This window comes from Aquimarina sp. Aq107 (genome assembly GCF_943733665.1).
In the GTDB taxonomy this organism is placed as follows: Bacteria; Bacteroidota; Bacteroidia; order Flavobacteriales; family Flavobacteriaceae; genus Aquimarina.
In genome coordinates, this window is the sequence record NZ_OX030782.1 from 5,084,460 (window position 1) to 5,106,463 (window position 22,004).

Sequence of the window (22,004 nt, forward strand, 5' to 3'; positions counted from 1 at the left end):
AGCTCTCTTTTACTTTTATTAACCAACTAAAAACTTAAATTATGAGAATAATTATTGTTTTTGGTATAAGCAGTAACCACTCCGCTTATAATACAAACATCAGCTTTTTTTGCATAATTATCAAACGAAAACGTTTTTTTATTATGATATTTAACAAAAATTTAGGCAGAAACGCATTATTTTTCAATAATCTCAATTTATTAACAATGCTTGCTTTAATTATTCAAAAGGATTTAAGAATTTTAAATGAAGTAGCTGGTTTACAGTGTACCTCTTTGTTCTTGTTCTCTTTCTATTGCTTCGAATAACGCTTTAAAATTTCCTTTTCCAAAGGATTGAGCTCCTTTTCGTTGGATTATTTCAAAAAACATAGTTGGTCTATCTAAAACAGGTTTAGTAAAAATCTGCAAGAGATATCCCTCATCATCTCTATCAATTAGAATTCCAAGTTCTTTTAAAGGTTCTAGATCTTCATCAATTTCTCCAACTCTATCCAAAACGGTTTCATAATAACTAGCAGGTACCGTAAGAAATTCAACTCCTCTTTGTTGAAGCGCAGAAACTGTTTCTATAATATTATCAGTTGCTAGTGCCATATGCTGTACACCTGCTCCGTTATAAAAATCAATATACTCTTCGATTTGAGATTTTTTTCTTCCTTCTGCCGGCTCGTTTATAGGGAACTTAATTCTACCGTTACCATTACTCATTACCTTACTCATCAAAGCAGTATATTCTGTAGAAATATCTTTATCATCAAAAGAGACTAATTGAGCAAACCCCATAACTTTAGCATAAAACTCACACCATTTATTCATTTCATTCCAGCCAACATTACCAACCATATGATCAATATATTTAAGACCTGTAGATTCGGTGTTATATGGTTTATTCCAAGCGATATATCCTGGTAAGAATACACCGTTATAATTTTTTCTTTCTACAAAAATGTGAACAGTTTCGCCATAGGTATGTATGCCAGAAAATACAACCGTACCATCTTTATCTTCTCTTGTAACTGGTTCCATATAAGATTTAGCCCCTCGTTTGGTAGTTTCTTCATAGCTTTTTGTTGCATCATCTACCCAAAGAGCGACAACTTTGACTCCATCACCATGTGCATTGATATGTCTATTGATGTCTCCATCAGGTTGTAAAGGCGAAGTAAGTATCAATGTAATTTTGTCTTGACGTAGAACATAAGAAACACGGTCTTTAAGCCCAGTCTCTAATCCGGCATAAGCTATAGGTTGAAATCCCCAAGCTGTCTGATAATAGTATGCAGCTTGTTTCGCATTACCGACATATAGTTCTACATAATCAGTACCTAAAAGAGGTAAAAAGTCTTCTGCTTCAGGAATTATTTTTTCTAAATTTTGGGGATTTATATTTGTTGACATAATATCTTATTTTGTTGTTGTGAAAATTATATAATGAGACTATTCATCCAGAAAACTAAAAAAATCATTTTCTGGATAAAATCTACCACATAGCTCTAAGATGTGCCGAAATATCTTTTCTGTAATTCAACATGAATCTATATTTATAAACTGGTTATTCTAACCAGGATTTGTGATAATCTTCATCAGCTATTTTCATTGCCTCTTTAGTAACCATAAGAGGTTTAAAAGTGTCAACCATTACAGCTAATTCATCTGTTTTTGTTTTACCGATGCTTCTTTCAGCTGCTCCTGGATGTGGTCCGTGTGGAATTCCGGCTGGATGCAGGGATATATGACCGGCATCAATATCATTTCTACTCATAAAATCACCATCTACGTAATATAATACTTCATCGCTATCTATATTACTGTGATTATAAGGTGCAGGAATACTTTGTGGGTGGTAATCATATAATCGAGGAACAAATGAACAAACTACGAACGCATCTGTTTCAAAAGTTTGATGTACTGGTGGTGGTTGATGAACTCTTCCGGTAATAGGTTCAAAATCGTGAATCGAAAATGCATATGGAAAATTGAATCCATCATACCCAACAACATCAAAAGGATGTGATGCATAGACCATATCAAAAATTTCGTCTTGTTTTTTTACTTTGATTAGAAAATCACCTTTTTCATCATTACTTTCCAATTCATATGGAGCTCTTAAATCTCGTTCACAAAAAGGAGAATGTTCTAACAATTGACCAAACCAATTTCTATATCTTTTTGGTGTATAAATAGGTCTTCTGGACTCTACAATAAACAAACGATTTTCAGTGGTGTCAAAATCTAACTTATAAATAGTACCACGTGGAATGAGAATATAATCTCCATATTTGAAATCTAAATTACCTAAATGACTTCTAAATTTACCACTTCCTCGATGCACAAAAATTAATTCATCTGCATCTGTGTTTTTATAGAAATATTCTGAAGTAGATTCCTTAGGAGCCGATAAAATAATACTCACATCACTATTAGTAAGTACATTTTTTCTACTATTTAAATAATCTTTTTCTGGTGTAACATTAAAACCGTGTAGTCTATACGATTTAATATTGTTTTTAATTGCAATTTCTGGAGCTACACTATAGCTTCCTTTAATTTCTTTTACCTGAGTAGGTCGCTGATAATGATATAGATTGGTAGACATTCCATCAAAACCAATGGTTCCGAATAATTGTTCATAGAATAGATTGCCATCTGGTTTTCTAAAAATAGTATGGCGCTTAGGTGGTATTTTACCTAGAGAATGATAAAAAGGCATGATTTTTTAAGATTATGGTGTTAACTATTAGTTTTGAAAAAAGTAATGCAATAGTAAACCGCTGCCTTATTCCGGATTTCGCTTAATAAGGTAGTGTAGTAGCAATAATAAATTCTGCCAGTACAAGCTCATAACAATACAAATATCGTAAATATTTCCATCTTTTGGATCATAAAAAGTATTAAAACCAAAAACCAATACTGAAATACCATTCTCCTTCTTTTTGTTCAGGAGAATAAGAATATTTTACTTGTACCGGACCTGCAAAAGTTTCTAGACCATATCCCAAAGCATATCCAGAATACTCAGGGGATTTTAACCAATCTCCAGTATCAAATAATTTAGTGCCAACATTAGCATAATTAGCTGCTAAATTAATATGATTTTTTGGAAAGATTTCATAGTCTAAGGTAACAGAGGCTTTGGCAAAACTATCTCCTACGATACTTAAGAAATCATATCCATAAAATGGAATATTATTGTTGATCATTTTTGCACCAAAACCACCAACAAAGAAATTTAAACTTCTTACATTTTGTTCTTCCCATCTGTTACCAGCACTTACCCCTAAATTAATAGCAGTTTTTTCAAAAACTTTAAAGGCATATCCAAAATCAGCTTTTGCAATAACAAAATTACTATCAGTACTATTGGGATTATCATCGAACAAGTAATAATTAACCTGTCCATCAAAGAAAAACCCTGAAGAAGGAAAATACTTATTATTATAGCTATCAAACTTTAAGTAAGATAGTGCACTCCAATAGTTGCTGTTATCAAATACAACTCTTGGCAATTGATCTTCATCTTCTCCAATGGTTTCAGAAATAAGACGAAATCTTCGATATTCTGCCCCGAGGCCTAAAGAAAAAGTTTGGTTTAATAACGTTTCTAAGTAAAATTGGGTTTTAAAATCTAAGTAATCTAGATTAATCTTATTCACTTCGATATCTGGCAAGCTAAAATCTTCTCTTACCAATTCATATTCTACATTTCGATTAAAACGATTTAGACTATTTTTTAATCCTATACTCCAATAAAATCCTTTGTCAATATAATAGTCCAGATTGTACCTTATATTATCTCCTAAAGCGACATCAAATGAAAGAACATCATTATTAAATAGTAAACTTTTTTTAGTAAAATTGACTAGAGCTGCTGTTTGATATAAATCATCATAATGCAATGCTAAACGTAACAGCATAGTATTCTCTGATTCTTTTACATTAAGCACTAGTTCTTTTCCATCTTTTTTATCAATTAATCGGTGACTTACTCGATCAAAATTACCAGTAGCAGATAAGTTATTTATTCCTTCATATAGTTTCTTGTACGTAGTGGTTTTGGGATTGTTTAATTTTAGTTTTAATTTACCTTTAATATATGATCTTGTGTATCTTTTATTTCCCGAAATGACAAGGCTGTTAATTAGAAGTGTGTCTGAATTTTTAGGAATTTTTATTCTTGGACTAGAAGTTTTTTGAAGCCTTTTTATTTCTCTTAATTTTTCATAATTGGCAAAAGCTGCTTTTTCTCCATTAGCAATAATTTTATCAGCTTGATCAAAAGATATTAAAGAGAATTCCGAAATAGAGGGTTTTATGTATATATCGGTTTCAGGCATTTTAGATTTCATGTCATTAATAGTTCTAAAATTGCTGATCTGCAGCATTATATTAGTTGCAGAGTTTAATTGATCTCTTGGTATTAGACTATCTTGAACATCTATTCCGATAACTATTTCGGCTCCTTTTTCACGTATTTCTTTAATGGGATAATTATTAGCAACCCCACCATCAGTCATTAAAACTCCGTTTAATTCGATTGGACTAAAAATAGATGGTAAAGCTCCGCTGGCTGAAACGGCCTCAGGTAAGTATCCTTTGTCTAATAGAACCTGTTTTCCTGTTGCAATATCTGTAGATATACAGAAAAAAGGAATTGGAAGCTTACTGAAATCGTTAATTTCATGTACATGAGAGGTTAAGCGAGCGAATTCATTAAAAAAGTTCTGACCTTTTGACAACCCTTGTGGTAATCCAACTTTAAAATTATCAAAAGGTAATGTTAATGCATATTTTTCTGAATCTTCGCGTTCATAAAAAGTTTTTGCTTTTCTTGGTAAATCATCTTGGATAAGTACATTAAAATCCACAGCTCTAAATATTGAATCTAATTCTTGAGCATTGTACCCAGAAGCATATAGCGAACCTACAATTGCTCCCATGCTTGTCCCACCAATATAATCTATTCTAATCCCCGCTTCTTCTATAATCTTTAATGCGCCAATATGTGCTAACCCTTTAGCACCACCTCCACTTAGAACTAATCCTACCTTAATATCTCGCTCTTCTGATTTATCGTCAATTTCTGGAGTGCCTTGATCTTGAGACCAACCTGTTTTAAAAGCAAAGAATACCACAATTAGTAATAGTATATGTAAAACTTTGTTCGTGGTAGATCGCATAATAATTGGCTTATTCTTTTTTAGAAAGATAGTAATTATACACTTTGGTTGCGCGTGAATTTCCAACGACTTCTTCTAGTTCTTTTTTTGATGCTTCACTAATTCTTTTCACAGACCTAAAATGTTTTAGTAATTCTACAACGGTTTTTTCCCCAATTCCAGGTATAGAATCGAGTTCTGTATCTAAGGCAGCTTTACTTCTTTTTTGTCTATGAAAAGTTATACCAAAACGGTGTGCTTCATTTCTAAGATGCTGTATAATTTTTAAAGATTCTGATTTTTTATCTAGATATAATGGTATAGAATCTCCTGGGTAATAGATTTCTTCTAGTCTTTTAGCTATTCCTATGATAGTAATTTTTCCTCTTAAATTAAGGTCGTCTAGAGCTTTTAATCCAGAAGATAGTTGCCCCTTACCACCATCTACAATAATTAGTTGTGGTAATGGTTGCTCTTCTTCTAAAAGGCGTTTATATCTTCGATAAACAACTTCTTCCATAGAGGCAAAATCATTCGGACCTTCTACTGTTTTGATGTTAAATTTTCGATATTCTTTCTTACTGGGTTTTCCATTTTTAAATACTACACAAGCTGCTACTGGATTTGTTCCTTGTATATTAGAATTGTCAAAACATTCTATATGCCTTGGTTCTTCTGGTAATCTAAGATCTTTTTTCATCTGAGCCATTAATCGTTTTACATGTCGATCTGGATCAATAATCTTAATCTGTTTAAACCGCTCTTGGCGATAGTATTTGGCATTTCTTAGCGATAAGTTTACAATTTTCTTTTTGTCTCCCAATTGAGGAATCGTAATTTTCAAATCCTCTCCAACATCAACTTTTATGGGAACAAATATTTCTTTAGATCTAGAACCAAATCGTTGTCTTAATTCAATGATTGCTAATTCTAATAATTCTTTATCTGTTTCTTCTAATTTCTTTTTGATTTCTGTGGTATGGGATCTTATAATCGCACCATAAGAAAGCTGAAGAAAATTTATGTACCCATAGGATTCATCTGAGATTATAGAAAATACATCTACATTGCTGATTTTAGGATTAACTACTGTAGATTTTGCTTGATATTTCTCTAAAACTTCAATTTTTTCTTTTATTCGTTGCGCATCTTCAAATTCCATTTTTTCGGCATGCATGACCATTTGTTTCCGAAATCTATTAAGTGAATCTTTAAAGTTTCCTTTAACGATTTCTCTAATTGCTTCTATGTTTTGATGGTATTCCTTTTCGTCCTGTAATCCTTCACATCCACCTTTGCAATTTCCTAAATGATACTCAAGACATACTTTATATTTTCCACTATCAATTTTATGTTGCGACAAGTCGTAATTACAGGTCCTTAATTGGTATAATCCTTTAATAAGATCTAATAATGTATTTACTGTTTTAAAATTAGTGTAAGGACCAAAATATTCAGAACCATCTTTAATAAGATTACGAGTAGGAAAAACTCTTGGAAAACGTTCTTTTTTAATGCAAATCCAAGGATAGGTTTTATCATCTTTAAGCATTACATTAAATCGCGGCTGATGCTTTTTAATTAAGTTGTTTTCTAATAGTAAAGCATCTGTTTCTGTCTCTACAACAATATGTTTTATTGTATTGATTTTTTTAACAAGTACTTTGGTCTTGTAATTGTCATGACTCTTGGTAAAGTAGGAGGTAACTCTTTTCTTAAGGTTTTTGGCTTTGCCTACGTATAGTAATTTATCATCTTTGTCATAATATTGATAAACACCAGGGTCAGTTGGCAACGTTTTAACTTGTATATCTAAAGAAGGTTTCTGCATATTCTAAATGTAAATTTAGTGCTTTACCTGAATTATTAAATATAGTTAAAGGGAATATTATGTTAAAAACAAAAAAAATGAATTTAACTATTAAAAGGTGTTATAGTATAAAATGCATCCGGTTTTTTATTACTTTAGTAATTATATTATTTCAAAGACATTTTTTTGGAAAATCATAAAAAAATAATTGGTAGGACAGATAAGGTGGATTTTCCTCTTTTGGATTTACAAGATATTGATGCGAAAATCGATACAGGAGCATATACTTCCTCTATACATTGTAAGGAAATTAAGGAAGTTGGTCAGATTCTGGAATGTCGTTTTTTGGACCCTACTCATCCCGAATATAATGGCAAAAAATTTACTTTCAAGAACTATGATATAACAGCAGTTAAGAGTAGTAATGGAAAGGTAGAAGTTAGGTATGCTATTAGAACTAAAATCACATTATTTAATAAAACTAATTCTATAACACTTACATTGTCTTCTCGTGATGATATGCGTTTCCCTTTATTAATTGGACGTAAATTTCTTAGCGGAAAATTTTTGGTAGATCCACAGTTAGAAGATCAGTCTTATAATTTAAAATCCTAATGAATATAAAAATTCTATCTCGCAGTGCGAGTTTGTTTTCTACTGATGCTTTGGTTCAAGCTGCGGTAAAACGTAAACATAATGTACAAGTTATAGATCCACTAAACTGTGATATTGTTATAGAGAAAAAAAAACCGGAGATCTATTATAAGGGGAAAAAGCTAGATCATGTGGATGCTGTAATTCCTAGGATAGGCTCTTCTATTACTTTTTATGGTACGGCTGTGGTAAGACAGTTCGAAATGATGAATGTTTTTACTACGGTTCAATCCCAAGCATTGGTAAATTCTAGAGATAAACTAAGAAGTCTTCAGATTTTATCAAAAGCAGGATTAGGATTACCAAAAACAGTGTTTACGAATTACTCCAAAGACGTTTCTGAGGTGATTTCACATGTAGGTGGCGCTCCGCTTATTATAAAATTATTGGAGGGAACTCAAGGATTAGGTGTAGTTTTAGCAGAGACTAAAACGGCAGCAGAATCTGTATTAGAAGCTTTTAATGGATTACAGGCTAGAGTTATTGTTCAGGAATATATTAAAGAAGCCAAAGGTGCTGATATTAGAGTGTTAGTAGTAGATGGTCAGGTGGTTGGAGCGATGAAAAGACAAGGAAAAGAAGGAGAGTTTCGATCGAATTTGCATAGGGGCGGGAGTGCTAAGATTATCGAATTATCAGATGAAGAAGAGAATGCTGCAATAAAAGCTGCGAAAGCCATAAAACTAGGGGTTGCAGGAGTAGATATGCTACAGAGTGAAAGAGGTCCTTTAATTTTAGAGGTTAATTCTTCACCAGGACTTGAAGGTATACAAACTGCTACAGGTAAAGATATTGCCAAATCAATTATTCGCTTTATAGAAAGAAGTGTATAAAACAATATGACGAAAACAGGAGAAAATGATATTCTAAATATTTTAGGAGAGGATATCCCATTAGGTGCAAGCAAAATAATTAATTTCAATATTGCTAATTTATATACTTCAACTAAAGTAGAAATCCCTATTATTATTGAACGATCAAAGAAGATTGGGCCAACGGTATTAATAACAGCAGGGATTCATGGAGATGAGATTAACGGAGTAGAAGTTGTACGCCAGATTATTGCAAAAAAAATTAATAAACCTGCAAAAGGAACGATTATTTGTATTCCTGTTCTTAATGTATTTGGTTTTCTTAGTATGAATCGTTTTTTTCCGGATGGTAGAGATTTAAATAGAGTGTTTCCAGGAACAAAAAGTGGGTCATTAGCAAGCCGATTTGCATATCAATTTGTAAATGAAATTTTACCAGTTGCGGATTTTTGTTTAGATTTTCATACAGGAGGAGCAAGTAGATTTAATGCTCCACATATAAGAGTAGATGGTAAAAACGAAAGGTTAGTAACATTAGCTAAAGTTTTTAATGCTCCTTTTACGCTGTTATCAAAAAATTTGGATGGATCATATCGTGCTACTTGTACTAAAAAGGGAGTAGATATTTTATTGTTCGAAGGCGGAAAATCTCAGAATAGTAATAGAGATATTGCAAAAGAAGGTGTTCTAGGGGTGATGCGAATACTTAGATATTTAGAAATGTTAGGAGCTTCTTTTTCAATACCTGAACCAGAACAAGACACTATTGTTGTAGAAAAGAGTTTCTGGATTAGGGCTAAATATAGTGGGTTACTTCATATTAAAATTCCTTATGGAAAACTTGTGGAAAAAGGAGAAATTCTTGCAACTATAACAGACCCTTATGGTAAAATGAGACATGAGGTAAAGGCAACCAATCCGGGATACATAATTAATGTAAATGAGGCTCCAATAGTATATAAAGGTGATGCTATTTTTAGAATTACTACACAATTAGTTTCGTAGAAAATGAATAAAAAAGAGTTGAGGATTAAGTATAAAAACGTGAGATCACATCTTAATGAAGAAGAGATTGATGATCTGAGCATGGATATCGCTAATAATCTACTGAGTTTGCCAATTTGGGAGCAATCTTTCTATCATATTTTCTTATCTATTAAGAAGCAAAGGGAAATAAATACAGAGTTTATACTTCATATTCTTCAAGGAAAAGATAAAAATATTGTGGTGTCGAAAAGTGATTTCGAAGAAAATACTTTAGAACATATATTGCTTACTGATGGCACTATTCTTAAAACAAATCGCTATGGAATTCCAGAACCCACGGATGGAATTCCTATTCCTGAGTCTAAAATTGATGTCGTTTTTGTTCCCCTATTAGCTTTTGATAAAAAAGGAAATCGCGTCGGGTACGGAAAAGGTTTTTACGATAAGTTTTTGTCTAATTGTAATCCGGAAACGATAAAGATTGGTCTTTCTTTTTTTTCGGTAGAAGAAGAAATAGGGGAAATTTCACAGACTGATATTAAGCTAGACTATTGTGTGACTCCAGTTAAAATTTACAGTTTTAACGATTGATGAACCCTTATTAATTGGAAGAGTAGTTATATTGCATTAAGATTTTAAATATTACCCCAGCATGCCCCAGAATACTAAGAGTGTTTGCATCATAGATGATGACAATATGTACATTAATTTAGTGAGTAAAATTATCGAGTTAAAAAAATTATCAGAGAATGTTATAGTATTTAAAAATGGTAAGGAGGCTTTAGATTTTTTTATAACATCTATTAATGATGATATCAATAATAGGATCCCTCAGGTCATATTCCTTGATCTTAATATGCCTATTATGGACGGTTGGGAGTTTCTTCAAGAGTTTGATAAAATCAAAGATAAAATAGAGGAATCAATAGATTTATATGTGGTAAGTTCGTCTATTGATAGTAGGGATATTAATAAGGCTAAATCAATTGATTTAGTATCAGATTATTTAACCAAACCTATTAAGTTAGGTGATTTCGAAAAGATCTTAGTTTAAAACTACGATACTTCTTCTTCTTTCTTAGGGAAAGCTCTTTTATTAAAAACAAGTAATAAGAAAACACCAATACTAATTGCAGAATCAGCAATGTTGAATACAGGATCAAAGAATGAGAAATGTTCTCCTCCCCAAAAAGGTATCCAATCTGGTAAGATGTCATCATAAAACGTAAACTGAATCATATCTACTACTTTTCCGTAGAATACACTTTCATATCCACCACCTTCTGGAAGAAACTGAGCTATCTGTGTAGATGTACTTTCGTTAAAAATTACTCCGTATAGAATAGAGTCAATAATATTTCCGAAAGCTCCTGCAAATATTAAAGCTATACAAAATGTAAGGATTCTAGAACTATTTTTGCGAACAGAATCATACAACCAATATCCAATACCGGTAATCGCTACCAGCCTAAATAATGTAAGTATGAGTTTGCCATAATTTCCTGGGAGTTCAAAACCCCAAGCCATTCCTTTATTTTCTACAAATACAATTCGAAACCAGCTAAATACAGGCACTTCTTCATGTAATGAAAAACTAGTTTTGATATATATTTTGGAAATCTGATCAATTAGCAGAACTACGATTATAACTAAAATAGACTTCTTGAGGGACATAAATTTCTCTTATTTCATACAGTGACGGACAAAAATAGTGTTTTATTTTGTTTTGTAGACACTTATATCTCCACTTATAGATTTTAACTCAACGAGATGTTCTCCAAAAATTTTTTCGGCGAAAAGAATCCCCTTTTTTGTTGATGCTTTTATTGTAGCATTTTTTGTGTATATGGTAATAGATCCGTCTAAAGTATTGATCACAGCATTGCCTATAAAATTGTTTAAGAAACAATCCCCAGAATTAAGTTCTACAAGCAAAGATTTAGTTTTAGCGTTTAAATTTAATGATGCCAATCTAGAAGTGATAATAACATTTAGATGTTTAGGTAATTGTATTTTTACCTTTAATACAATAAGTTTATGAGCACTTAATTTATCATTGTGATTTTCCGAAAATGGTTGGATATCATCAATTATAGAAAGTGAATTTTCCTCTCTTTTTGTGTTGATAAACACCTTATTTTGATATTCTCCCTCAGAAACGGCAGTTACTATGATTTTGTTTTCTGAAGTATTTGTAACTTCTATTTGAAATGTGTTATCTAGAGTTATGAAAATTTCGGTTAGATCCGTAGCATCAATACTTTTGTTAAAACTTGATTGTGATTGCACCCATTTAAATACAAACAAAAAAATTAAAAAGAAAAAAGACTCCCTCATATTTTCTAAGGTAGCCTTTTTCCTGATTTTAATTTATATTTTAAACTTGATTTTTTAGAATAGAAGGTTAAATTTATAAAGAGTGTTTCATTATTGTTTTCTTATAAAAATGTCACCACTTACTGTTTGGAGTGCTAATTGACTTTTAGTATCTCCAAAAGTACCAGTTACCTTACTTCCTACTATTCTGTTTTTTCCTTGATCAAACTCTAGTTCTTTGTCAGAATAGATCATTCCTGTAACAGTTTCTGCTTTTAGTTTAGATTTAGCGATATGGATATCGATAGTCCCACTTATTGTTTTAAGACTTAAATCTCCTTGATACTTTTTAATATCAATATTACCGCTTATGATATCAATTTCCAGTTCTCCTTGATAATTCTCTGATGCGACACTTCCTGATATGCTTTTAACTCTTAGACTCATGTCTTTTGGCAAGTATAATGTGTAGTTGGCATCCATATCTAAATTATTACATGGTCCCCAGTTATTGTTTTTGTTTGATCCTTCCTTTTTATTCCATTTTTTGAATAAATCACCATAACTCGATTCGATATCCAGAACAGATGAAGAGTTGTTTATTTTTAGATTAAAATAGTTGTCAAATTCTCCATCATTAATACTTACTTCGGCTTTAAGGTAGACGGTGCTTTTATCCCAAGTTTTGATAACGATATCTTCGGCAAATTTAAACTCTACTCGAACATCATTGGAAGATGGAGTGATTTCTTTTTCTATTACTTTTTGTGCACTTACTTGAGATAAAGTGAAGCATACTGCGATTAGGTTTACTAAAATTTTCATGATTTTCTTGTTTTTGATTGATGATTGACCTCTTTATTGTTTTCTTAGATATATATTACCGGTGGCTGATCTTAAGCTAATTTCTACTCCACCATTGTTAAGTTTCGTTTCAATTGTTCTACGTGCACCTACTATCTTCATATCCTTTTTTTCTTCAGGAAACTTAAGTTCAAAGTCTGTAAAAATTTCTCCCATTGTTGTTTTTAACTCTAGGTTTGTAGGAGTGTTAGAAGGAAGACTAACGTCTATTGACCCCGCTGCCGACATTAAAGAAATTGGAGATTTTTGACTTACTTTTTCAAAAATAACATTGATTTCACCGGTTGCCGTTCTGGCAACTACTGGACCAGTAACATCCTTTAATGTTATAGCTCCTATATTTGTAGAAGCTTCAATTTCTGAAGAAAACCCTTTAACTTTTATGTCTCCTAGATTAGTTCTGTCTATTGAGATATTTACATCTTTTGGGAGGTTTAATTCTAAGGTGTTACTATGCATGTTTTTTAGGTTCTTTACAATCAGTGTTTCTCCTTCTCTTTTTATAAAAACACCGATACCTGTATTATCAGAGCCTCCAGCGTATACTGCTTTTAAACCTTTTGCTTTTTCTGGGAGTTGGCGACCTTCTCCCACAATAGATATTTCATTTTTATTATGTGCTTTAATCCATACGCTTGATTCTGAGCTAATTTTTACTTTTTTAACCCCTTGTAATGATTGCGTATAATTTTCTTGGGCTTTTAGATGTCCGATAGTAATAAAAAGTACTATGGCGATTGTTATATTTTTCATCTGTTCTTTTTTAAGGTTTTTTGATTGAAATTTTTAAATTAAATTAGGTAGTCCAATTGTTACTTGGTCTTTTACGTAATTTGGTGTTTCTTCATTCCGAAGTAACTTTTCCATAGAAGGAACTGCGCGTTTTTCCTGTATAGAAACTAATATTTGAATTAATTCAATTTGCATGCCTGGATCTTTTTCTATTTCCAGTGCATTTATAAATGATTTACGTACTATTTCTAAATCCGAAAATTTAGCAAGTGCTTCTGCTGCAGCTAGTCGCACGTTGATGTGGTCATCGTAAAACATTTTATTAATAAGAGCTTTTAGTATCTCATTACCTGGTTTATCAAATTCTTCAGCATAGTTTACAGCTTGTAAACGTTTACTTGCCGATTCATTTTCTATTAATGAAATCGTAACCTCTTGTTTTAATTGTATTTTTTCTTTCTCTAATACGGCCATTTCTTTAGAAAAAGATGCATTGTTTTGTTGTTTTCCATAGAAATAAGAAGAAATAATTAATGCAATTGTTGCTGCTATCTGTAATGCGATTCTCCAATATTTTTTTGAAGAATTATGAAGTGATACTACTTTAGGTTCTGATAACAATCTTTTTTCTTGCTCAAGCATTTCTTCAAAACCTTTTTTAAGGGTTATATTTGGTAATTCTTGGTCAGTATTGCCTATTCCATCAAGAATGATACGTAATTCATTTATTGATTCTTTACAACTACTGCAGTTTGATAAGTGAACTGTAATAGTTTCATGTTCTTGTCGATCTAAGTTGTCATCAAGATAATCGATGAGTTTTTCCTCTATTTGTTTACAGTTCATAATACTATATGTTTTGTAGGTAATGATCTTTTAATTTATGAATTGCTCGATGTACTTTGGTTTTTACTGCTCCTGCAGTTGAACCAGTAATTTCAGCAATTTCTTGATATTTAATTCCTTGATATCTACTCATTATTACTAATTCTCGATCATTTTGATTTAGTTCTTTTAATGCGTTATCAAGTTGTTCTTTAATCTCTTCTTTTTCTAGATGGTTCGTTTCTTGTCTTTCTACTTTATATTCAATTTCATCTAGTCGTTGATCTTTATTTTTTTGACTTTGATAATGATCAGAAAAGATGTTTCTAGCAATTGTATATATCCAAGAGGAAAACTTACCTTTTTTATACGATTTTCTATATTTTATCGCTTTGTAAAAAACCTCTTGAGTAATATCTTGACTGATGTTTCGATCTCTAGTCATCTTCAATAAAAAATTGAAAATTCTTATATGGTATCGATCAAACAGGATACTCATCATATCTAAATTGTCATTAGATACCAGAATCATTAATTCTTCGTCAGTTAGATTTTTCAAGATTTCACTCTTTTTGGTTAGTCTCTATAAGTAATACCAGAATTTTTTAAAAAGGTTACATTGGGATATAAAAAAAGTGCTTTCCGATCTGGAAAGCACTTTAAATTTACAATATTTTTGGTATTTATTTCTGCATATTCTTAGCTTCAATACTAAGTGTGGCGTGCGGAACTAATTTCAATCTTTCAGGATTAATAAGTTTTCCAGTTACACGGCAGATACCATATGTTTTATTTTCGATGCGTAAAATCGCATTTTTCAAATCACGTACAAACTTTTCCTGTCTAATAGCTAATTGAGTGTTTGCTTCTTTGGACATGGTTTCACTTCCCTCTTCAAAAGCTTTGAATGTTGGTGAAGTATCATCTGTACCATTGTTACCGTCGTTTTTGTAAGCACTCTGAAGTAACTCTAAATCCTTCTGAGCTTTTTCCATTTTTTCAACGATGATTTCCTTAAACATCGCTAAATCGGCGTCGCTATACCTTACTTTTACATCTTCTGCCATACTTTATTGTTTTTTTATTACCAATTGTGTTGCAATGTCGTCAAACGCAATTTCTGTACCATTTATTACATCTGTTGCAAATTCAATTGTATCGGTTAAGGTTTCATTCTTGATGTATGTTTCATTAGTTGCAACAGCTTCTTGTATAGATTTGTTTTCCTTTATTACAACTTCTATACGATCAGTCACTTCTAATCCACTATCCTTACGAATATTTTGGATTCTATTTACAAGTTCTCTTGCGATACCTTCTTTTTTGAGCTCTGGGGTTATGGTTATGTCCAAAGCTACAGTAAGTGATCCAGAATTCGCAACTAACCAACCCTCTATATCTTGAGAACTGATTTCCACATCATCGGTACCTAATGTAATAATTTTATCATTAATTTCTATGTCAAAATTGCCAGTTTGTTCAAGAATTTTAATTGTTTCTTGATCAAAAGATTGTATCTTATTGGCTATCAGTTTCATGTCTTTTCCGAAACGAGGACCTAAATTTTTAAAATTTGGCTTAATTTGTTTTACTAATATACCAGAAGCATCATCTAGGAGCTCAATTTCCTTAACATTAACTTCACTTTTAATCAAGTCTGCGATGTCATTTATCTCAGCTTTGTCTGCATCGTTTAATACAGGAATCATAATTCTCTGTAATGGTTGACGTACCTTTATTTTTTCTTTTTGGCGTAAAGAAAGTACTAAAGAACATACAGATTGAGCTTTTTGCATTTTGTGTTCTAGCGCTTTATCTACGTATGAACTATCATATTTCGGGAAATGCGAAAGGTGAACACTTTCAAAAGATTCTTGATTAGAATTAGAAACAAGATCTTTATATAATCGATCCATAAAAAATGGTGCAACCGGAGCTCCTAATTTGGCTACTGTTACCATACAAGTATATAGCGTTTGGTACGCTGATATTTTGTCTTTCTGGTAATCACCTTTCCAATATCTTCTTCTGCTCAAACGAACAAACCAATTACTTAAATTTTCTTGAACAAAATCGGATATAGCTCTAGAAGCCTTCGTAGGTTCGTATTCATTATAATATTGATCTACACTTTTGATCAGTGTGTGCAGTTCACTTAGAATCCAGCGATCAATCTCTGGACGTTCCGCTAATGGAATATCAGCTTCGGCATATGAGAAATTATCGATATTGGCATATAATGTGAAAAAAGAATAAGTGTTGTATAAAGTTCCAAAGAACTTACGACGAACTTCACCGATTCCTTCCGTGTCAAATTTTAAGTTGTCCCATGGATTAGCATTACTTATCATATACCATCTTGTGGCATCTGGTCCATATGTTTTTAGTGTGTCAAAAGGATCTGCAGCATTACCTAATCGTTTAGACATTTTCTGACCATTCTTGTCTAATACCAAACCATTAGATACCACATTTTTATATGCAACATCATCAAAAATCATTGTTCCGATGGCGTGTAAAGTATAGAACCACCCACGTGTCTGATCTACTCCTTCTGCAATGAAATCTGCTTTTCTTTCTCCAGATTCTACTTTTTCTTTATTTTCAAAAGGATAATGCCATTGTGCATAAGGCATAGAACCTGAATCAAACCATACATCGATCAAATCACTTTCACGTTTCATTGGTTTTCCTGATGGAGAAACCAAGGTGATTTTATCTACTACGTTTTTATGAAGATCTATTTTGTCATAGTTCTCTTCACTCATATCTCCAACGATAAAATCTGCGAAAATATCGGCTTCCAGAACTCCAGCATTAACTGCTTTTTGCATTTCAGCTTTTAATTCTTCTACAGAACCGATCATTATTTCTTCTTTGCTATCTTCCGTTCTCCAGATAGGTAAGGGGATTCCCCAGAAACGAGATCGAGATAAATTCCAGTCATTAGCATTTGCTAACCAATTTCCGAAACGACCTTCTCCAGTTGCTTTTGGTTTCCAGTTGATACCTAGATTCAATTCATGCATGCGATCCTTAAAATCGGTCACTTTTATAAACCAGGAATCTAATGGGTAATATAAAATAGGTTTATCTGTACGCCAGCAGTTAGGGTAACTGTGTACATATTTCTCAACCTTAAAGGCTTTGTTCTCTATTTTTAACTTGATAGCAATTTCTACATCTATAGATTTCTCTGGAGCTTCGCCATCATTGTAATATTCATTTTTTACATATTTCCCACCAAATTCACCCACATGTTTTGTGAATTTACCTTGTAGATCAACCAACGGAACAAGGTTATCATTATCGTCTTTTACAAGTAGTGGCGGAACTTCAGGAGTTGCTTGTTTAGCAACCAGAGCATCATCTGCACCAAATGTCGGAGCGGTATGAACGATACCTGTACCATCCTCTGTAGTTACAAAATCACCAGAAATTACTCTAAACGCATTTTCTGGATTGTTGTAAGGTGTAGCATAATTCAATAATTGCTCATATCGGATCTCTACAAGATCTGCTCCTTTAAACTCTTTTAATAAGAAATAAGGGATTTTTTTATCTCCTTCTTTAAAAGCATTTAAATCTTCTTCGCTTTCTGCTAAGATAAATTTTCCGCCAAACTGTTTTCCAACTAGATTTTTAGCCAGAATCACATTAATCGGTTCGAATGTATACTGATTGAAAGTTTTTACAACTACATAATCAATCTTGGGCCCAACGGTTAATGCAGTATTCGATGGTAATGTCCATGGAGTAGTTGTCCAAGCTAAGAAATAAATATCACCAACCACATCTGTTAAGAAAGAAGGCAGTGTTTCTTTTTTAGCTTTAAATTGAGCAACAACTGTAGTGTCTGTAACATCTTGATACGTTCCTGGTTGATTAAGTTCGTGTGAACTTAATCCAGTTCCCGCTTTAGGAGAATAGGGTTGTATCGTATATCCTTTGTATAATAATCCTTTCTTATAGATTTCAGCAAGTAACCACCATACCGTTTCCATATACTTGGGCTTATAGGTGATATACGGATCTTCCATATCTACCCAGTAGCCAATTTTTTCGGTAAGGTCATTCCAGATATCTGTATAACGCATTACTGCTTTTTTACAAGCTTCGTTATATTCTTCTACAGTAATTTTCTTGCCGATATCTTCTTTAGTGATACCTAATTCTTTCTCGACACCTAGTTCTACAGGAAGCCCATGAGTATCCCATCCAGCTTTTCGCTTTACTTGGAATCCTTTTTGAGTTTTATAACGACAAAAAATATCTTTAATAGCACGAGCCATTACGTGGTGAATTCCTGGTAATCCATTTGCTGATGGTGGTCCTTCAAAAAATATAAAAGGAGTTGCATCTTCTCGCTCAGAAATACTCTTTTCGAAAATATTATTCTGCTGCCAGAATTCTAGTATATCGTCTGCCACTTTTGGCAAGTCAAGTCCTTTATATTCAGGAAACTTCGTGCTCATTTGATCGTTCTTTCTGTTAAGTCTGCGAAAATAAGGATTTTCTATAAAAAAGAAGAGCGAAACAATACATCGATATGAATTATTTCGCATCGATGTATTGTTTTTTAACACCACCTTTACTATTTGTTAAAAAAGCAGGATGTATTTATGATCTTTTTAGTCTTTTAAAAATCTATAACAATTCCAAGACTAGGTATGATTTGGCCGGTTTCTGTTTCTATCTCGGTTAAACTTCTGGGCTCTACAATAGTTCCATTTGTATTACGAGTAAGCCCAAATTGAGTGGGTTGTGGAGCTTGCTGGGCTAATATGTTTTGTGCCTCTATAAATACATTCAGGGATAAGTTTTTAAAATTCCATTTTTTATCAATTCGTAAATCAAGTTGACTAAAGATATCTAACTTTTCCTCACCTAGCCTATCATAATCTAATATAACTTCTGGATAATTGGCAAGTGTGGCATCTTGATCTGTGGGCACAAAAGGAGTTTTACCTGCAAAACGATATCGGGCACTTATTTCCCAATTTCGTTTTAGTTTATATCCTCCTGTAAATGAAACTAGATGACGACTGTCCCATACCGAGGGGAGATATACATCTCGGTTGAAACCTGTAAATTCGCTATGAAACCAGGTATATGCAAAAATTCCGTAAAAATTGTTAGAAAGCTTTTGCTGAAATTGAAGTTCTGCCCCATAGCTTCTTCCTCTACCAACTGTAGCAACATCTTCACTTCCTAAAATCTCAAAATCTGCTCCCTTGTTAGCAAGTGACACCCCGTCTAAAACAGAAACTGGATAATCATCATAACGCTTGTAAAAACCTTCTAAAGAGATGCTTGAAGAAGGACTAAAATCGTGTTGAAGTCCTAAAACATAATGATCGCTTACTGTATATTCTACATCTTGATTTATAAGTGTATTGTCATTGTTTCTAAAGCCTAAGATGGTATATGGAGGTATTTTATAATATCTTCCTAAAGAACCATTTAGTCTCCAGTTTTCTTTAAATTGGTATGAAAAAGAGAATCTGGGAGAGAATGTGGAGAGTAAATTATCCTCTTTCGTAAAGCTATCATCATCCATTCTAAAACCAAGCGATAGATCTAACTTATCATTAAAAAATGATTTCGTCATATTTGCAAATAGACCATATTTAAAGAAGTCAATCTCTGTATTAAAAATATTATTGTCTGTTAGATTTATTGTTTCGTTACTGTAATCAGAGTATTGTGCGTTAAATCCTGTGGTTAATTTCCAATCACCAAAAAATTTCGTTAATTGATATCTAAGTTTTGTTTCAGATTCAGTAGCATTATTACTAAAAATTACACCCGTTTCGTTTTCAGGATCTTCATATCGGGTAAACTTATTGATTAATGTATTGTTACTTAGGGTGGTTTCCATAAAACCAGAACCATCTTTAAATCTATTTTTCCAGGATAACCCAATCGCATTAGTGCGTTGGTCAATAAATGGAGCTTGTTCTAATTGAGCTTGTTGTTCAGCATCAAAATCTTCAGGTGATTCTACAGAGAAGTCATCGATTGATCCTAAACCGATAAGACTGATATCATTGTATTTATTAATCTTATGGTTTATTTTATATTGATAATCCCAATAATTAGGTCTAAAAGGAAGTCCAATCACTTCGAATAAAAATTGAAGATAACTTCGTCTTGCAGATACTAAAAATGTAGTTTTTGATTCTTCATTTTTCTTTCCTTTAAAAAGAGGTCCCTCTAGAGTTAGTGCTGCCTCACTAGCACTTATTCTAAAATTACCACTAAAATCCTTGTTGTTTCCTTTGCGTTGACTGAATTGTAATACGCCAGAAAGCGGGTTGTCATACTGAGCGCCAAAGGCAGAAGTAGATAAGGTGACATTGTCTATAAAAGATACATTAATAAGCCCCACTGGACCTCCAGAGCTTCCTTGTGTGCTAAAATGATTAATATTTGGTACTTCCATTCCGTCTAGATAGTAAACAGTTTCATTTGGAGCACCACCGCGAATTATCAAATCATTACGAAAACCACCAATGGAAGGAGAAACACCTGGAAGTGTTTGAGCAACCTGCACAACATCATTATTACTTCCTGGATATGTAGCGATTTCTACTGCTGAGAGCGTTTGAATGGAAAGCGGTGTTTCTTTTGGTCTACTAATTCTATTTATGTTGCTGATTACAACTTCATCTAAAGCTTCTGCAGACTCCTTTAAAACGAAGTTATAAGTAGGAGTTCCTTTTGATTTAACAATGATATTAAATTTTGTTTGTGTTTGAAACCCAATATAACTGACGGTTAGGTTATAGGAACCAGGAATAATGTTTTCGATGCGATAATTACCATCAAAATCTGTTTGTGCACCTTTTTCAGTACCTTCAATAAGAACAGAAGCCCCTAGAACGGGTTGACCTGTTTGATCTACAACATTACCAGATAGTTCTCCATATACCTGAGCTCGTATCTGATTTATAAATAGTAAAGAAAGTATTAAAGCAGTATTTTTGATATTCATGACAATAGGTTTAAAGTGTTTTAAAATACATTTGTTTAATTTTTTAATGCAAATATTAAACAAATAGGTGTTATATAATAATAATTTTACACAATTTGGTGTTAAAAAATAGTTTTAATGAAGGTTTACGAATTAATTAAGCAGTTGATAGATCTAGTAGGAGAGTTTGTAAATGAGCGAAAAAGCAATGATATACATCTAAAATCCTTTATGAATTGGTTATCTAAGCGTATGGATCAAACTAGTGCTTCGGAAAATTATACTATTACGGGGCATAGTAGAGAAGCAGAAATAGCCGCACACATTGGTAGATTAAGTAGATATTCTAACACGTATATTAAATCGGCATTAGTTGATTTGCCATTTACTACTGATATGGATTTTGCTTTTACTGCTATTCTTCATCGATCAGGAAAGATAGGAAAAACGGATTTAATAAGAAAAATGGTGTATGATAAATCTTCTGGAATGGAGGTAATTAAGAGACTTCTCAAAAATGAAATCATAGAACAATTTCCAAATCCCGATGATAAAAGAAGTAAACTTTTGCGTCTTACAAAAAAAGGAGAAGAATATGTAATTATGGCATATGGTGAAGCAAGTAAAGCTGCAAATGTAGTAAGTGGTTGTCTTACAGAAAATGAACAGATATCATTATTGAATACTTTGAAAAAATTAGATGATTTTCATTTACCTATCTATCTGGAAGAAGAAAAGGATTTAGAAATAATTAGGGAAAAGTATTTTTTATAAAGTAAGATAAATCTAATCTTTAAAAATCTTAGTTGTAATATTCTAATTAATTAAATGTGTAAAATCTAAATCAGTATGTTTATCGTTCCAAATGAA

General features: G+C 32.3%; 19 protein-coding genes. 6 read left to right on the forward strand and 13 right to left on the reverse strand.

The annotated features are described in order from the left end of the window. Positions 1 to 260: 260 nt before the first annotated feature. The 4 genes from hppD to uvrC form a co-directional block, all read right to left on the reverse strand. Positions 261 to 1,400, reverse strand: a complete 1,140-nt coding sequence (hppD, locus tag NMK29_RS21990; protein WP_108804773.1) for a 4-hydroxyphenylpyruvate dioxygenase — start codon at positions 1,398 to 1,400, stop codon at positions 261 to 263. Positions 1,401 to 1,554: 154 nt separating this feature from the next. Continuing rightward, positions 1,555 to 2,712 (reverse strand): homogentisate 1,2-dioxygenase, encoded by a 1,158-nt coding sequence (locus NMK29_RS21995; RefSeq protein ID WP_108804774.1) that lies wholly within the window; start codon positions 2,710 to 2,712, stop codon positions 1,555 to 1,557. A 181-nt stretch (positions 2,713 to 2,893) separates the two neighbouring features. After that, positions 2,894 to 5,179 (reverse strand): patatin-like phospholipase family protein, encoded by a 2,286-nt coding sequence (locus NMK29_RS22000; protein WP_108805464.1) that lies wholly within the window; start codon positions 5,177 to 5,179, stop codon positions 2,894 to 2,896. A 10-nt stretch (positions 5,180 to 5,189) separates the two neighbouring features. Continuing rightward, on the reverse strand, positions 5,190 to 6,989 hold the full coding sequence (uvrC, locus tag NMK29_RS22005; protein WP_108804775.1) for an excinuclease ABC subunit UvrC: 1,800 nt from the start codon (positions 6,987 to 6,989) through the stop codon (positions 5,190 to 5,192). A 165-nt stretch (positions 6,990 to 7,154) separates the two neighbouring features. On the opposite strand from uvrC, the gene NMK29_RS22010 reads away from it, so the two are divergent. From NMK29_RS22010 to NMK29_RS22030, 5 genes are all read left to right on the forward strand, one after another. Next, positions 7,155 to 7,583, forward strand: a complete 429-nt coding sequence (locus NMK29_RS22010) for a RimK/LysX family protein (protein WP_108804776.1) — start codon at positions 7,155 to 7,157, stop codon at positions 7,581 to 7,583. Continuing rightward, positions 7,583 to 8,455, forward strand: a complete 873-nt coding sequence (gene rimK, locus NMK29_RS22015; protein WP_108804777.1) for a 30S ribosomal protein S6--L-glutamate ligase — start codon at positions 7,583 to 7,585, stop codon at positions 8,453 to 8,455. The genes NMK29_RS22010 and rimK overlap by 1 nt, the downstream gene beginning before the upstream one ends. A 6-nt stretch (positions 8,456 to 8,461) precedes the next feature. Then, entirely contained in the window at positions 8,462 to 9,439 is a 978-nt protein-coding gene (locus tag NMK29_RS22020) for a succinylglutamate desuccinylase/aspartoacylase family protein (RefSeq protein ID WP_108804778.1), read from the forward strand. Between the two features lie 3 nt (positions 9,440 to 9,442). Continuing rightward, entirely contained in the window at positions 9,443 to 10,012 is a 570-nt protein-coding gene (locus tag NMK29_RS22025) for a 5-formyltetrahydrofolate cyclo-ligase (RefSeq protein WP_027394726.1), read from the forward strand. 61 nt (positions 10,013 to 10,073) lie between these two features. After that, positions 10,074 to 10,475 (forward strand): response regulator, encoded by a 402-nt coding sequence (locus NMK29_RS22030; protein WP_108804779.1) that lies wholly within the window; start codon positions 10,074 to 10,076, stop codon positions 10,473 to 10,475. A gap of 2 nt (positions 10,476 to 10,477) precedes the next feature. Here the strand turns inward: NMK29_RS22030 and NMK29_RS22035 are convergent, their stop codons facing one another. The 9 genes from NMK29_RS22035 to NMK29_RS22075 form a co-directional block, all read right to left on the reverse strand. Further along, positions 10,478 to 11,095, reverse strand: coding sequence for a lipoprotein signal peptidase (locus NMK29_RS22035; protein ID WP_108804780.1), 618 nt, complete (start codon positions 11,093 to 11,095; stop codon positions 10,478 to 10,480). Positions 11,096 to 11,137: 42 nt separating this feature from the next. After that, entirely contained in the window at positions 11,138 to 11,710 is a 573-nt protein-coding gene (locus NMK29_RS22040) for a hypothetical protein (RefSeq protein WP_159092314.1), read from the reverse strand. Positions 11,711 to 11,848: 138 nt separating this feature from the next. Continuing rightward, complete coding sequence (locus tag NMK29_RS22045; RefSeq protein WP_108804782.1) at positions 11,849 to 12,562, reverse strand: DUF4097 family beta strand repeat-containing protein; 714 nt, start codon at positions 12,560 to 12,562, stop codon at positions 11,849 to 11,851. Positions 12,563 to 12,595: 33 nt separating this feature from the next. Further along, the gene (locus NMK29_RS22050) at positions 12,596 to 13,354 is read right to left on the reverse strand and encodes a DUF4097 family beta strand repeat-containing protein (RefSeq protein WP_108804783.1); all 759 of its coding nucleotides are present in this window, start codon (positions 13,352 to 13,354) and stop codon (positions 12,596 to 12,598) included. 33 nt (positions 13,355 to 13,387) lie between these two features. After that, positions 13,388 to 14,179: a HEAT repeat domain-containing protein gene (locus tag NMK29_RS22055; protein WP_108804784.1), complete on the reverse strand. Its 792-nt coding sequence runs from the start codon at positions 14,177 to 14,179 to the stop codon at positions 13,388 to 13,390. A 4-nt stretch (positions 14,180 to 14,183) separates the two neighbouring features. Next, a complete protein-coding gene (locus tag NMK29_RS22060; protein WP_108804785.1) occupies positions 14,184 to 14,717 on the reverse strand; it encodes an RNA polymerase sigma factor in 534 nt (177 codons plus the stop codon). Positions 14,718 to 14,841: 124 nt separating this feature from the next. Further along, positions 14,842 to 15,225, reverse strand: a complete 384-nt coding sequence (locus NMK29_RS22065) for a TraR/DksA C4-type zinc finger protein (RefSeq protein WP_091406853.1) — start codon at positions 15,223 to 15,225, stop codon at positions 14,842 to 14,844. A 3-nt stretch (positions 15,226 to 15,228) separates the two neighbouring features. Beyond that, complete coding sequence (ileS, locus tag NMK29_RS22070; RefSeq protein WP_108804786.1) at positions 15,229 to 18,633, reverse strand: isoleucine--tRNA ligase; 3,405 nt, start codon at positions 18,631 to 18,633, stop codon at positions 15,229 to 15,231. A 164-nt stretch (positions 18,634 to 18,797) separates the two neighbouring features. Next, the gene (locus tag NMK29_RS22075; RefSeq protein ID WP_108804787.1) at positions 18,798 to 21,155 is read right to left on the reverse strand and encodes a TonB-dependent receptor; all 2,358 of its coding nucleotides are present in this window, start codon (positions 21,153 to 21,155) and stop codon (positions 18,798 to 18,800) included. Between the two features lie 117 nt (positions 21,156 to 21,272). On the opposite strand from NMK29_RS22075, the gene NMK29_RS22080 reads away from it, so the two are divergent. Continuing rightward, complete coding sequence (locus NMK29_RS22080; RefSeq protein ID WP_108804788.1) at positions 21,273 to 21,908, forward strand: MarR family winged helix-turn-helix transcriptional regulator; 636 nt, start codon at positions 21,273 to 21,275, stop codon at positions 21,906 to 21,908. The last annotated feature ends 96 nt before the right edge of the window (positions 21,909 to 22,004 follow it).

Bases quoted from the DNA above. Each gene is read 5' to 3' on its own strand.
- hppD (WP_108804773.1), bottom strand. From the start codon at position 1,400: ATGTCAACAAATATAAATCCCCAAAATTTAGAAAAAATAATTCCTGAA.
- NMK29_RS21995 (WP_108804774.1), bottom strand. From the start codon at position 2,712: ATGCCTTTTTATCATTCTCTAGGTAAAATACCACCTAAGCGCCATACT.
- NMK29_RS22000 (WP_108805464.1), bottom strand. From the start codon at position 5,179: ATGCGATCTACCACGAACAAAGTTTTACATATACTATTACTAATTGTG.
- uvrC (WP_108804775.1), bottom strand. From the start codon at position 6,989: ATGCAGAAACCTTCTTTAGATATACAAGTTAAAACGTTGCCAACTGAC.
- rimK (WP_108804777.1), top strand. From the start codon at position 7,583: ATGAATATAAAAATTCTATCTCGCAGTGCGAGTTTGTTTTCTACTGAT.
- NMK29_RS22020 (WP_108804778.1), top strand. From the start codon at position 8,462: ATGACGAAAACAGGAGAAAATGATATTCTAAATATTTTAGGAGAGGAT.
- NMK29_RS22025 (WP_027394726.1), top strand. From the start codon at position 9,443: ATGAATAAAAAAGAGTTGAGGATTAAGTATAAAAACGTGAGATCACAT.
- NMK29_RS22030 (WP_108804779.1), top strand. From the start codon at position 10,074: ATGCCCCAGAATACTAAGAGTGTTTGCATCATAGATGATGACAATATG.
- NMK29_RS22035 (WP_108804780.1), bottom strand. From the start codon at position 11,095: ATGTCCCTCAAGAAGTCTATTTTAGTTATAATCGTAGTTCTGCTAATT.
- NMK29_RS22045 (WP_108804782.1), bottom strand. From the start codon at position 12,562: ATGAAAATTTTAGTAAACCTAATCGCAGTATGCTTCACTTTATCTCAA.
- NMK29_RS22050 (WP_108804783.1), bottom strand. From the start codon at position 13,354: ATGAAAAATATAACAATCGCCATAGTACTTTTTATTACTATCGGACAT.
- NMK29_RS22055 (WP_108804784.1), bottom strand. From the start codon at position 14,179: ATGAACTGTAAACAAATAGAGGAAAAACTCATCGATTATCTTGATGAC.
- NMK29_RS22065 (WP_091406853.1), bottom strand. From the start codon at position 15,225: ATGGCAGAAGATGTAAAAGTAAGGTATAGCGACGCCGATTTAGCGATG.
- ileS (WP_108804786.1), bottom strand. From the start codon at position 18,633: ATGAGCACGAAGTTTCCTGAATATAAAGGACTTGACTTGCCAAAAGTG.
- NMK29_RS22075 (WP_108804787.1), bottom strand. From the start codon at position 21,155: ATGAATATCAAAAATACTGCTTTAATACTTTCTTTACTATTTATAAAT.
- NMK29_RS22080 (WP_108804788.1), top strand. From the start codon at position 21,273: ATGAAGGTTTACGAATTAATTAAGCAGTTGATAGATCTAGTAGGAGAG.